The sequence below is a fragment of the Nocardioides xinjiangensis genome (assembly GCF_017916385.1).
GTDB lineage: Bacteria > Actinomycetota > Actinomycetes > Propionibacteriales > Nocardioidaceae > Nocardioides > Nocardioides xinjiangensis.
Window position 1 is genome coordinate 50042 of record NZ_JAFMSW010000002.1, and the last position, 12499, is coordinate 62540.

At 72.3% G+C, this 12499-nt stretch carries 9 protein-coding genes; 6 read left to right on the forward strand and 3 right to left on the reverse strand.

What is annotated here, in order from left to right:
* Positions 1-99: 99 nt before the first annotated feature.
* Positions 100-2538, forward strand: a complete 2439-nt coding sequence (gene pepN / locus J3P32_RS15115; RefSeq protein WP_210440886.1) for an aminopeptidase N — start codon at positions 100-102, stop codon at positions 2536-2538.
* 35 nt (positions 2539-2573) lie between these two features.
* On the opposite strand, the gene J3P32_RS15120 is transcribed toward pepN, so the two are convergent.
* Complete coding sequence (locus J3P32_RS15120) at positions 2574-3188, reverse strand: CGNR zinc finger domain-containing protein (RefSeq protein ID WP_210440887.1); 615 nt, start codon at positions 3186-3188, stop codon at positions 2574-2576.
* Between the two features lie 118 nt (positions 3189-3306).
* Between J3P32_RS15120 and J3P32_RS18265 the strand changes: the two genes are divergently transcribed.
* From J3P32_RS18265 to J3P32_RS15130, 3 genes are all read left to right on the forward strand, one after another.
* The gene (locus tag J3P32_RS18265) at positions 3307-3435 is read left to right on the forward strand and encodes a hypothetical protein (RefSeq protein ID WP_282594220.1); all 129 of its coding nucleotides are present in this window, start codon (positions 3307-3309) and stop codon (positions 3433-3435) included.
* 3 nt (positions 3436-3438) lie between these two features.
* Positions 3439-4047, forward strand: a complete 609-nt coding sequence (locus tag J3P32_RS15125) for an MBL fold metallo-hydrolase (RefSeq protein WP_210440888.1) — start codon at positions 3439-3441, stop codon at positions 4045-4047.
* A gap of 146 nt (positions 4048-4193) precedes the next feature.
* Positions 4194-5639, forward strand: coding sequence for an MFS transporter (locus J3P32_RS15130; protein WP_210440889.1), 1446 nt, complete (start codon positions 4194-4196; stop codon positions 5637-5639).
* A 1617-nt stretch (positions 5640-7256) separates the two neighbouring features.
* Here J3P32_RS15130 and J3P32_RS15135 read toward each other — a convergent pair.
* On the reverse strand, positions 7257-8183 hold the full coding sequence (locus J3P32_RS15135; protein ID WP_210440890.1) for a threonine/serine dehydratase: 927 nt from the start codon (positions 8181-8183) through the stop codon (positions 7257-7259).
* Between the two features lie 47 nt (positions 8184-8230).
* Positions 8231-9766 carry a sulfatase-like hydrolase/transferase gene (locus J3P32_RS15140; RefSeq protein WP_210440891.1) on the reverse strand — a complete coding sequence of 512 codons (1536 nt, stop codon included), beginning with the start codon at positions 9764-9766 and terminating at the stop codon, positions 8231-8233.
* A 245-nt stretch (positions 9767-10011) separates the two neighbouring features.
* Here J3P32_RS15140 and J3P32_RS15145 point away from each other — a divergent pair, with 245 nt between their 5' ends.
* Both J3P32_RS15145 and J3P32_RS15150 read left to right on the forward strand, forming a co-directional pair.
* On the forward strand, positions 10012-11424 hold the full coding sequence (locus tag J3P32_RS15145; protein WP_210440892.1) for a hemolysin family protein: 1413 nt from the start codon (positions 10012-10014) through the stop codon (positions 11422-11424).
* Positions 11421-12482 (forward strand): hemolysin family protein, encoded by a 1062-nt coding sequence (locus tag J3P32_RS15150; RefSeq protein WP_210440893.1) that lies wholly within the window; start codon positions 11421-11423, stop codon positions 12480-12482. The genes J3P32_RS15145 and J3P32_RS15150 overlap by 4 nt, the downstream gene beginning before the upstream one ends.
* Positions 12483-12499: the final 17 nt, after the last annotated feature.

Below are 12499 nucleotides of genomic sequence, written 5' to 3' on the forward strand. Positions count from 1 at the left end.
ACCCGCGATCCCTCGCTCCGGCGTGCACCTGGCCCTAGGCTGCGTACGTCGCTCCCGGGGCGTCGTCCCGCACCACCGACCTCGAGTGGAGGCCACCTCGTGCCCGTCCGCAGTCTTCGGCAGGAGGAAGCCGTCGAGCGTGCGGCCCTGCTGTCGGTCACCTCCTACGACATCGACATCGACCTCACCGACCTGGTCGACGGTCCCGCGTTCCGGGCCGTCAGCAGGGTGCGCTTCACGGGCGCCGCCGGCGCGTCGACGTTCGTCGACTGCTGTGCGGAGGTGGAGTCGGCCACGCTCAACGGCGCGGCGCTGCCGGCGGCGCAGGAGGGGCGGATCGCCCTGTCCGGCCTCGCCGAGGACAACGAGCTGGTGGTGGCCACGGTGCAGCGCGACACCACGCACGGGCGGGGGGTCCACCGCGCCGTCGACCCCGGCGACGACAACGTCTACCTGTGGACCACCTTCGAGCCCGACGAGGCGCGCTTCGCGTGGGCCTGCTTCGACCAGCCCGACCTGAAGGCGCCCCACGCCTTCACGGTCACGGCCCCCGCGGCCTGGACCGTGGTGAGCAACTCGGGCGACCCGGTGGTCGAGGACCTCGAGGGGGCGCGCCGCTGGACGTTCGCGCCGACGCCGCCGCTGTCCACCTACAACCCGGTCGTCGTGGCCGGCCCGTTCGTCGAGGTGCGCCAGGAGGCCGGCGGCTACGACCTCGGCCTCCACGCCCGCCGGACCCTGGCGTCCGCGCTCGAGCGCGACGCCGAGCAGCTGTTCACGATCACCGCGCAGGGCCTCGCCTTCTTCGGCGAGCGCTTCGACATGCCGTTCCCCCAGCGCACGTACGACCAGGTGTTCCTGCCCGAGTTCGGCGGGGCGATGGAGAACTACGGCTGCGTCACCTGGTCCGACACCATCCTGCGACGACACGAGCCGACGACCGGCGAGTGGCAGATGTTCACCAACGTGCTGCTGCACGAGATGGCGCACATGTGGTTCGGCAACATCGTCACCATGCGCTGGTGGGACGACCTCTGGCTCAACGAGGCGTTCGCGGAGTTCGCCTGCATGTGGGCAGCCGAGCGGGCCACTGCCTACGGCGACACCGCCGCGAACAACCTCGTGGGAGACAAGCTGAACGCCTACCTCGCCGACCAGGGCCCCAGCTCGCACCCCATCCGCCAGCCGGTGCCGAGCGTGGCGCACGCCGAGTCGATCTTCGACTCCATCACCTACCCCAAGGGCGCGGCAGTGCTCAAGCAGCTCATGCACTTCGTCGGCGAGGACACCTTCTGCCGCGGCATGAGCGCCTACTTCGCGGAGCACGCGTGGGGCAACACGACCCTCGACGACCTCGTCGGCGCCCTCGAGCGGGCCAGCGGCCGCGACCTCCACCCGTGGCGCACCGCCTGGCTGGAGACCGCCGGGGTCGACCGGCTGGGCATCGAGCGCACCGAGGCCGGTCTCGTGCTCACCGCGGCTGGCGCTCACGGTGCCCCGCACCCGCAGGTGGTCGGGGTGGGCGCGTACCGCCGTGCCGGCGACGCGCTCGAGGAGGTGGGCTCCACCCGGGTGGAGGTGGCGGGCGAGCGGACCGCCGTCGAGGGCCTCCCGGAGGCCGACCTCTACCTGGTGAACCACGACGACGCCACCTTCGCCACCACCCGCCCCGATGCCGCGGGGCGCGAGCTGCTGGTCGGTCGCCCCTCGGGGCTGCCCACCACGCTGGCCCGCGCCGTGGGGATGGCGACCGTGTGGGACATGCTGACCAACGCCGAGGCGACGGCCGCCGAGGCGGTGGGCGCGCTCACCGACGCGCTTTCGGTGGAGACGGTGGAGACGGTCGTCGAGCCGTTCCTCGAGCTGTCCGTCACCGCCGCGCAGCGGTGGGCTCCCGAGCCGGAGCGCTCGCAGTTGGAGGCGCAGGTGGGCGCCGCGGCACGACGGCTGGTGGCCGCCGGGGTGGCGCGGCACGCGGCGTTGCGCACGCTGGCCCGGACGGCGGCCGGCGAGGAGGACGTCGCCGCTCTCCGCGAGGAGGCCGGCGACGACGTCGACCTGCAGTGGTACGTCCTGCAGCGCCGGGCCGAGCTGGGGGAGGTGGACGCCGAGGCCGTGCGGGCCCTGCAGGAACACGACCCCGACCCCGACGCCTGGGTGCGTGCGCTGTGCGTACGAGCGAGCTCACCCTCAGCCGAGGCGAAGCAGGAGGCGTGGACCGCGGTGGTCGAGCGCACCGTGCCCATCCAGAACGCGCGCACAGTGTCAGAGGCCTTCTGGCGACCCGGCCAGGACGAGGTGCTGGCTCCGTACGCCCAGCGCTACATCGACGCGCTGCCCTCCTTGCACGCGGGCGGTATGATCCCGGGCCTGGCGCTCTCGTACAGCCTCTTCCCGGTGTTCGCGGTCGACGAGGGGTGGGTGGCGCACGTCCGCGAGGTCGCGGCCGCCCACGCCGCCCCCGTGGTGGTCAGCGCACTGACCGAGCGCTCCGAAGAGGTGCTGCGGATGGTGCGCACCCGCTCGCTGGGCCGGTAGGGCGCTGCACGAGGGCGGTCGTAGCAGTCGCGGGCTCAGGACGTCGCGGGCGCGGAGTCGCTCTCGAGCGAGCGGCGTGCGTAGGACCGGGCTGCTCGTACGCGGTCTCCGCACCTGACCGAGCACCACGTTCGGCGGGCATGGGTGCGCAGCAGGAGTCGTTCGCAAGAGGGCGCTCCGCAGCGGGCGACCAGTCTTCCGTCCGGCCCGGCGAGGAGGTCGGCGAGGTCGGCGGCGATCACCGCGAGCGCCCGGTCCACGAGCTGGGTGACGGGATGGGCCGCGGCTCGGTGCCACCGGCTCTCTTCGTCGTACTGCAGAAGTAGAGCCGCCGGGACACTGGTCAGCGCCGCATTGACGGCGTCGAGCGACGCCGGGGCTGCCGGGCGGTCGTCGACGCCGGCCTCGAGCAGGGCCCGGACGTGCGTGCGGAGCTCACGCAGGCGCGAGGCACACAGCTCCCGGACGTCAGCGTCGGCCGGAGCGAGCCCCACGGCGGCCAGCCAGGCGCGTGTGGAAGCCGGGCTGGCGAGTAGATCGGCTCGACCGTGCTTGGGCAGCAGGTAGGTGCTGTTGGCCAGCGCGAGCGCGACATGGTCGGCCTCGCCCGGCGCGGGCGTGGGCTCGGTCGTCGCGGTCTCGGCGTGCACGCTCTCATGGTAGTCGTTTTGCTTTGCCGTGAGAACTCCTCTACGTTCTCTCACGGAAGAAGCCCCCGCTATCCGTGAGGATGACATGTCCAGCTCTGCGCTCCCAGTCGATGTCCGCGTGCTCAGCGGCCCCACCACCGTCATCGAGATCGGCGGCCTGCGGCTGCTGACCGATCCGACGTTCGACGCCCCCGGCGACTACGGTCTCGGTGGCCCCGGCCCGGTGCTGACCAAGACCGCTCCCTGACCGGTGAGCCCCGACGAGCTCGGCGCCGTGGACGCGGTGCTGCTGTCCCACGAGCACCACCCCGACAACCTCGACACCTCCGGCCGTGCTTACCTCACCCAGGTGCCGCTGGTGGTCACCACCCCGAGCGCCGCAGACAACCTCGGCGAGCTCGGCGACGCGGCCCGCGGTCTGCAGCCGTGGGACAGTCTCGAGCTGACCCGCCCGGACGGCTCAGCCCTCGTGGTGACCGCCGTGCCCGCGCGGCATGGCCCGGTCGGCTGTGAGCCGGTGACCGGCGAGGTGACCGGCTTCGTGCTCTCCGGAGAGGGCCTGCCCACGGTCTACGTCAGCGGCGACAACGCTTCCCTCGACATCGTCGGCGAGATCGTTCAGCGTTTGGGCCAGGTCGACACCGCGGTCATCTTCGCCGGAGCGGTTCGTACGCCGTTCTTCGACCAGGCGCTGCTCACCCTGGACGCCGCACAGGCGGCCGAAGCGGTCCGCCTCCTCGGCGCCCGCCGCGCCGTGATCGCCCACACCGACAGCTGGGCCCACTTCACCGAGGACCGCGCCGCCGCCGAGGCGGCCTTCGCGGCAGTCGGTCTGGCCGGCCGCCTCCAGACCGCCTGACGCGACCGATGGGTCTCGGGGCGCTGCGCCGAGGAGCCCGGAGGCTGCCGACCGAGGAGCGGAGCGGGCATCCCAGCGGATCGGGAATGTACCCCCGGGGGGTATAATTCCCTTCGAGTCATCGAGGAAACCACCGAGAGGCAGACATGTCCCAGCGGACGACCCGTCCGGCAACCGAGCGCGCACTGGTGCCGTTGCTCGTCATCGCCACCTCCCAGTTGATGCTGGTGCTCGACGACTCGATCGTGAACATCGCGTTGCCGAGCATCCAGCGCGAACTGGGCCTCGACCCGGTGCACCTGCCCTGGATCGTGAACGCGTACATCCTCGCGTTCGGGGCGCTGCTGCTCCTGGGCGGCCGGGTCGGTGACCTGTGGGGCCGCCGCCGCACCCTCCAGGTCGGACTGGGCCTCTTCGTCCTCGGCTCCCTCGCCGGCGGCCTCGGCCAGAACGCCGAGATGCTGATCGCCGCCCGCGCCGCCCAAGGCGTCGGCGCGGCGCTGACCGCCCCCAACGCCCTCGCCCTGATCGCCACCACGTTCTCCGAGCGCAAGGCCCGTGACTCCGCCCTCGCCCTCTACGGTGCCATGTCAGGTCTGGGCATCGTGGTCGGGCTGCTGCTCGGCGGCGTCCTCACCGAGACCCTGGGGTGGCGATGGGTGTTCTTCATCAACGTCCCGATCGGACTGCTCGTCCTGCTCGGCAGCCGCACGCTGCTCGCCGCCACACCCCAGCGGGGTCAGCTCGGCGCGATGGGCGCGACCCTGGGAACCGGCGGCATGGTCGCTCTCGTCTACGCCGTCACCCGGTTCGGGGAGCACGGCTTCACCGACCCCGCCGCGCTCATCCTGCTCGCTGCCGCCGCCATCCTCCTCGTGGTCTTCGTGGTGAACCAAGCGAGCAGCCGCCATCCACTGCTGCCCCTCAGCCTGGTCCGCGACCGCAACCGTGCCGGCGCCTACCTGACCATGTTGCTGCTGGCCATCGGGCCCATGGGCACCTTCTACGTCATCACCCTCCACCTGCAGCGGGTCCAAGGGTTCACCCCGCTGCAGACCGGCGCCGCTTGGCTGCCGTTCGCCCTCGGCATCGTCCTCGGTGCCGGCGGCGCACCCAAGCTGCTGCTCCAGGCCGGACCCCGCTACGTCGCTGCACTCGGCGCCCTGCTCAGCGCCGGTGCCGCCCTGTGGTTCTCCGCCATCAGCGCCGACACCAGCTACTGGACCCACCTCGCCCCCGCCATGCTCACCCTCGCGCTCGGGTTCGGCCTCGGCGTCATGGCGCTCACCCAAGCCGCGGTCCACCAGGTGGATCCGGACAACGCCGGCATCGCCTCGGCGCTGCTCAACTCCGCCCAGCAGATCGGCGTCGCCCTCGGACTCGCCGTCCTCGCCGGGGTCGCCGCGACCGTCACCGCGCAGCCCGAGAACGCCGCTGCCGACGCCGCCACCGGGCTCGTCGCCGGCTACAGCACCGCCCTCGCCGTGGCCGCCGGGCTCCTCCTCGCCGCGGCAGCGCTGGGGCTCGCCACACTGCGCAACCGGCCCGCCGGCATCCAGGAGCCCCAGCTGGCAGGCACGTCGAGGCTGTGAGCCTGCCAGGACGGTGACGGCCGCCCCAGGGTCTCGCCGGTGGCGGACCGCGGCGCTCGACGCCGACACCGCACCTGGTCTTCGGCGTCCGCCTCCGCAGCGCTGGTTCGCACCACGGGTGTGTCCCACTGCCCGTGGAAGTGTTGCCTCATGACGAGCACACGCCAGTTGTTGGAGACCTTCTGGGGCATGCGCGACGCAGCGGTCACACCTCTCGGCGGCGGCATGAACTCGGAGACCACCGCTCATGCCGATGTGAGCGCTCCGCTTGGTGCTTCAGACAGCACAACGGCGGCGCCACCGAGCGATCCGGTAGGCGACCTCGAAACAGACACACAGCGCCAGGGCAGCAGCCATGGCGCCTCCCGTGTACACCACCATGAAGAACTCGTACGCCCCGGGCTCAACCGCATCGGGCGCGATGTCCTCCGTTAGCGTCCACCACGTTGCAGCCGCGATGCCCGCGAGCACGATGACAGCCGGATACACCAACCCTCTGTTCAGGCGTCCGCTTCGACGCGTCGTACTCCTCGGCCCTGTGCCATTCACTCGAACAGCATCGCGCATACGTTCTGGATGCTGAACGGATCTGGCGCTGGCACAGCATCCGGATCTGTCGCGATGAGCGCGCGGATCTGCCGATGAGCGGTCGTGGCGAATTCTCGTCACCAACGGCCGACGAAACCCCGAACGAAGACAACCGGACACCGCCACTCGTTCAGGGAGAGATGACCCGCATGGAACCGCTGGGTGACGTGAGTCATCGAACCGGCATGCGACGTCTCGCCGTGCTCGCGGTCGGTTCTGCCTGATGCTCAGCGGTTGTTCGGGCTTCGGCTCGGAGAACCCCAGCGCGGTGTGGACCGTGCCGCCCCGCAGGTGGGTCCCGACACGGCCACGTTCACGGCGATGGTCCGACGCGTCGGATGCAACAGCGGAGTCGCTGGAGAGCGTCCTGCTCCGACAACGACGAGGTCGCGTATGAGGTCTCGCTACCGGAGCCGCTGGGGGACCGAACGCTGGTGGATGGTGGGTGCAAGCCTGAAGCCGACGGACACGGCACTTCTCACTGTTCACCGGACGGGATTCGATACAGCCCCCCGAGTGGGGCGTCGTCGACAATGGCTCCTTGGGCCGGGCGCTGAGAGCGCTGTAGGGGGTATGTCGGCTCACTCCCACACCACGAGCGAGAGCGGGCAACGCCACCGGTTCGGTCATATGTGGACGCACTCACGTGCCGCGAGAAGCTCGCCGCGCGGATCGGGGCCTGTACGCACGTCTCGCCGCGCACCTGGAATCCGCGGCGGCTCCGCAGCCGGGTATGAGGCGGACTGGCCGATGCTTCGCTGGGTGCCGAATGGAACGCAGGAAATTTCGTGGGGACCCCGTAACACCGGTGACGCGACCGACGCTGAGGTAGTGAGCGGCCGCGTTCCGCTGAGCCACTCGTCGCGCACCCGTGCCCCGACCTCCCGCCGGAGCACGGATCCCCCCAGGTGCGACGGGACGGCTCGACCAACGCGCAGGACAGCGGCGCGGCCCTCCGGGGTCGCGCCGCTGCTGCGTCCGGCCCGTGTGTGGCGCCGTCCTGGGGACCGGCGGGCCGTCGCCGGAGCGCTAAGCGAGCGTGGCCGGGTCGGTGTTGGCCCCACAGACGACGACCGCCACCCGCTCGCCGTCCGTCGGCACGTACGCCCCGGACAGCAGCGCCGCGTACGCCGTCGCGGCGCCGTGCTCGGACGCGATCCGGTACTCGTCCCACAGCTCCTGCCGCGCCGCCACGATCACGTCCTCGCCGACCAGCACGGACACCGGCGGCTCGGCGCGGGCGGCGGCGAGCGCGAGCTCGCCGACCCGGCGGGCGCCCAGCGAGTCCGCCGCAACGCCCGACACCTCCACGTCGACCGGCCGGTCCGCGGCCAGCGCGCCGTGGAGGGTCGGGCACAGCTGCGGCTCGACCGCCACGACCCGCGCCCGGCCGCGCACCGCGGCGGCGATGCCGGCGTACAGCCCGCCGCCGCCGACCGCCACGACGACCGTGTCGACCCCCGGCTCGTCCTCGAGGACCTCCTCGCCCACCGTGCCTGCGCCGGCCGCCACCTCGAGCTGGTCGTACGCATGGGCGAAGGCGGCTCCCTCCGCCGCTGCGTGTGCCACGGCCGCCGCGTAGGCCTCGGCGTACTCGCGGCCGGCCCTGCGGACCTCGGCGCCGTAGCGCTCGATCCGCGCCACCTTGACCTGCGGCGCCGACTCCGGGACGAACACCGTGGCCCGCACGCCGAGCTCGCGGGCGGCGAACGCCTGCGCGAGGCCGGCGTTGCCGCCCGAGGCGACGACGATGCCGGCGTCGCCCAGGTCGCCGCGCTCGAGGGCTGCGAGCTGCCGGTTGAAGGCGCCGCGGGTCTTGAACACGCCGCAGTGCTGCAGGTGCTCGCACTTGAGCCAGACGCCGTCGCGGCCGCCGGGCGGGAGCAGGGGAGTGCGCCGTACCCGGCCGGCGATCCGGTCGCGGGCGGCCAGCACGTCGTCGCGGGTGATCGTCACCGCGCCAGTATCGGCGACCGTCGCACCCTCGACCGGCGGGTGGTCCGTCACCGGACCCGCGGGACCTCGCCCGGGCCGGCGCGCCGGACGCCGTCGGGATCGGCGGGTTCGGGGAGAGGGCCGAACTGCTGGTTGCAGGTCCAGCCGGCGCAGGTCACGAGCTCGCGTCGACGCAGCTCGAGCGCGGCGACCACCGCGGCGTAGGCGGGGTCGTCCACGCGGTTGACCATCTCGTCCGGGTCGAGCAGCCGGTCGTAGAGGAAGGCGTCGACGCCGTCCGTGCCGTAGAGGTAGCGCTCGGTGCGCACGCCGCGGTGCGACCAGCCGTCGCCGAGTGTCCGGCCCGTCTGGATGAGGGTGGTGTCGCGGAACGCCTGCTCGTCGCCGAGGAGGGTGGGGGCGAGGGAGGTCCCGTCCACCTGCCACTGGGGCGTGACGCCGGTGAGGCCAGCGAAGGTCGCCGGCAGGTCCACGAGCGTCACCGGGAGGTCCGAGGTCGTCCCGGCAGCGATCCCGGGCCCCCGCACCAACAGCGGCACCTGGAGTGCCTCGTCGGTCAGCACGTCCTTGCCGACGAAGCGGTGCTCTCCGAGCGAGTAGCCGTTGTCGGAGCTGAAGACGACGTAGGTCTCGTCGAGCACGCCCTCCTGGGACAGGGTCGCCACGAGGGAGCCGACCGCGCGGTCCACGGCCTGCAGCGACTGCAGCCGCGCCGTGTTCTCCGCGCGGACCGCGGCGCGCGAGACGGGGGAGAGGCGGCGGAGGTAGGCGGGCTGGTCGCTGACGTCGGCCTCGTCGAAGGCCGGGGCGTCGAAGGAGGACGGCCGCTGGTCGACGAAGAGGTCCTCGTCCTGCGGCATGGCCGGCGGCAGGCCGCGTCCGCCCTGGGGCGTGATGCGGTAGTGCGGGGCCAGGTGCCAGGCGTACACCACGAAGGGGTCGCCGCTGCGGGCGAAGTCGCGGACGGCCTCGTTGGTGTGGTCCTCGATCACGCGGGTCACGTGGCTGCCGGTGTGGTGCTCGGGCCGGCCGTCGCCAGTCATGGAGAAGTTCACGTAGTCGTAGACGCCCTCGGTCAACGCGTCCCAGCGCGACCAGCCGGCGGGACGTACGTCGTGGGGCCCGTAGCCGTTGAGGAACTTGCCGACCAAGGCGGTGCGGTAGCCCTCGTCGCGCCACCAGGTGCTGGCCTCCTGCGCCGGGTCGAGCGCCTCGAAGCCGCCGTGCACGCCTCGGTTGTGCTGGACGCCGTTGTTCTGGGCGTACTGGCCCGTGGCGAGCTGCGCGCGAGCGGGGCAGCACAGCGGGTGCGGTGAGATCGCGTCGGTGAGCTCCATGCCCTGGTCGGCGAGCAGCCGGCGCGTGATCGGCATGTGATCGAGGTCGTCGTCACGCATGTCGTCGGTCAGGACGAACACCAGGTTCGGGCGGTCGACGCCCGGGGCGGGTGACTGCGTGCCCTGCGCGAGGCTCACCGGCCCGACGCGGTCGGCGTCGGTCCCCCCGGTGGTGGTGACGGTCGCCAGGGTGGCGACGAGTACGACGAGGAGGGCAGCCGTGATCGACTGTGCCCACCCTCGCATCTACGTCATTCCTCGCCGGGACCCCCGAGGGTCCTTGTCGCCGCCCGTGTGGGGGCAACAGTAGGACGGGCCGGCGTCCCTCCCCAAAGCGACACGACGACTGTGGCGGAACGCATCCGAGTCGTTACCCTGTGGTCTCCTGGCGCCCGCCGGCGTCGACCCACCGAGCAGAAGGAACCCCCAGCACCAGTCATGGACGACGGTCAAAGTCCCCGCACGGCCGCGCTCGACCCAGGGCGCGCGTCGTGACCCCGCTCCTGCTCCTCCTCGTCTCGCTGGCCCTGGTGGCCGCCTGCGGCCTCTTCGTCGCCGCTGAGTTCGCGTTCGTCACCGTCGACCGGCCGAGCGTCGAGCGCGCCGCCGCCGACGGCGACGAGGGCGCCCGTGGCGTCCAGCTGGCCCTCCGGTCGCTGTCGACCCAGCTCTCCGGTGCCCAGGTCGGCATCACCGTGACCAACCTCGCCATCGGCTTCCTGGCCGAGCCGGCCATCGCCCAGCTCATCGACGGTCCGCTGGCGGCCGCGGGCGTGCCCGACGGAGCCGTGACGCCCCTGTCGCTCGCGCTCGGGCTCGCCATCGGCACCGTCGTGACGATGATCTTCGGCGAGATGGTCCCGAAGAACATCGCCATCTCGCGCCCGCTCGAGACCGCACGCACGACGCAGGGCTTCATGCGCGCCTTCACCGCCCTCACCCGGGGGCCGATCCACGCGCTCAACGGCTCGGCCAACGCGATCGTGCGCCGTCTCGGCATCGAGCCGCAGGAGGAGCTGCGCTCGGCACGCAGCTCCCAGGAGCTGTCCTCGCTCGTGCAGCGCTCCGCCGACCAGGGCACGCTGGACGCCGACACCGCCGAGCTGGTCGAGCGCTCGGTGGAGTTCGGCAGCCGCACGGCCGGCGAGATCATGACGCCGCGGGTGCGCACCACGACGGTGGAGGACGGCGACCGCGTCTCGTCCGTCATCGAGCTGGCCCGCCAGACCGGGCACTCGCGCTTCCCCGTGCTCGACGCCGAGGACGTGGTCGTCGGCACCGTGCACGTCAAGCACGCCGTCGCCGTACCGGTCCACGAGCGCGCGACGACCCGCATCCGGCACGTGATGGTCAAGCCGGTCGTGGTGCCCGACAGCCTGCGGCTCGACCCGCTCCTCGCCCTGCTGCGGCAGGACGGCTTCCAGATGGCGATCGTGCTCGACGAGTACGGCGGTCACGCGGGCATCGTGACGCTGGAGGACGTGGTCGAGGAGATCGTCGGCGACATCTCCGACGAGCACGATCGTCTGGGGTCCCGCATCCGCCAGCGGCGCGACGGCAGTTGGACCCTGTCCGGCCTGCTCCGGCCCGACGAGGTGGAGGACGCGACCGGGATCGAGCTGCCCGACCACGAGGACTACGACACGGTCGCCGGCCTGGTGATGCGCGAGCTCGGCAAGATCCCGGAGCCCGGTGATCGCATCGAGGTGCCGGTGCCCGACCGCACGGACCCGCACGAGCTGCGGGAGCGGCTCGTGACGCTGACGGTGGAGCGGATGGACGGACTGCGCATCGACCGCCTCGACCTGCGGCTCGTCGCCCCGACGGCGGGGGAGCGGACAGGCGCGAGCGCGGAGGACACCGCATCGACCGGGACGTCCGCGACGAGGGGAGCCGCGCGATGAACGGCGACCTGTTCGGTGTCGGCCTGGCCGTCGTGCTGCTCGGCCTCAACGCCTTCTTCGTGGGAGCGGAGTTCGCGCTCCTCGCCGCCCGCCGCAGCCAGATCGAGCCGCGCGCGCAGGAGGGCTCCCGCGCCGCCCGGACGACCCTGCGGGCGATGGAGAACGTCTCCCTCGTCATGGCCGGCGCCCAGCTCGGCATCACGGTCTGCTCGCTGGGACTCGGCGCCATCGGCGAGCCGGCCGTGGCCCACCTGCTCGAGCCGCTCTTCCACGCCGCCCACCTGCCGGAGGACCTGCTGCACCCGGTGTCGTTCGTCGTGGCGATGTCGATCGTGGTGTACCTCCACGTCGTGCTGGGCGAGATGGTGCCGAAGAACATCGCGCTCGCGGGCGCCGACCGGGCAGCCCTGGTGCTGAGCCCCCCGATGATGGTCGTCGTCACGGTGCTCCGCCCCGTCATCGCCGGGCTCAACCTCGCCGCCAACGGCGTGCTCCGGCTGCTGCGGATCGAGCCCAAGGACGAGGTGCACTCGAGCTTCACCCGCGAGGAGGTCGCCGCCCTCGTCGAGGAGTCGCGGGGCGAGGGGCTGCTCGAGGCGGAGGAGTACGACCGGCTCGCCGGCGCCCTCGGGTTCACCGAGAAGTCCGTGTCCTCGATCCTGATGACTCCCGACACCCTCGCCACCGTCGCCCCCGGGTCGACCGTCGCCGACGTCGAGGCGCTGTGCGCCGCCACCGGCTTCAGCCGGTTCCCGGTCGCCGGTCCCGACGGCACGCTGCTCGGCTACCTCCACATCAAGGACGCGCTGGAGTCCGACGACGACAAGCGCTCGCGCGTCATCGAGGACAAGTGGATCCGGCCGTTCGCATCGGTCAACCCCGACGACCTGCTCCACGACGCGCTCGAGAGCCTCCAGGCCAAGGGCGCCCACATGGCACGCGTGGTGCGGCGCGACGGCGAGGTCATCGGCCTGGTCACGCTGGAGGACGTGCTCGAGGAGCTGGTCGGCGAGATCCGCGACGCGGCACACCACGACGTGTCACCGGTGGACGCCTGAGCGCTGGATAGGGTTCG

What these genes read in the sequence shown, in the direction of transcription:
- J3P32_RS15130 (WP_210440889.1), top strand. Translation starts at nt 4,194, where the DNA reads ATGTCCCAGCGGACGACCCGTCCGGCAACCGAGCGCGCACTGGTGCCG.
- J3P32_RS15140 (WP_210440891.1), bottom strand. Translation starts at nt 9,766, where the DNA reads ATGCGAGGGTGGGCACAGTCGATCACGGCTGCCCTCCTCGTCGTACTC.
- J3P32_RS15150 (WP_210440893.1), top strand. Translation starts at nt 11,421, where the DNA reads ATGAACGGCGACCTGTTCGGTGTCGGCCTGGCCGTCGTGCTGCTCGGC.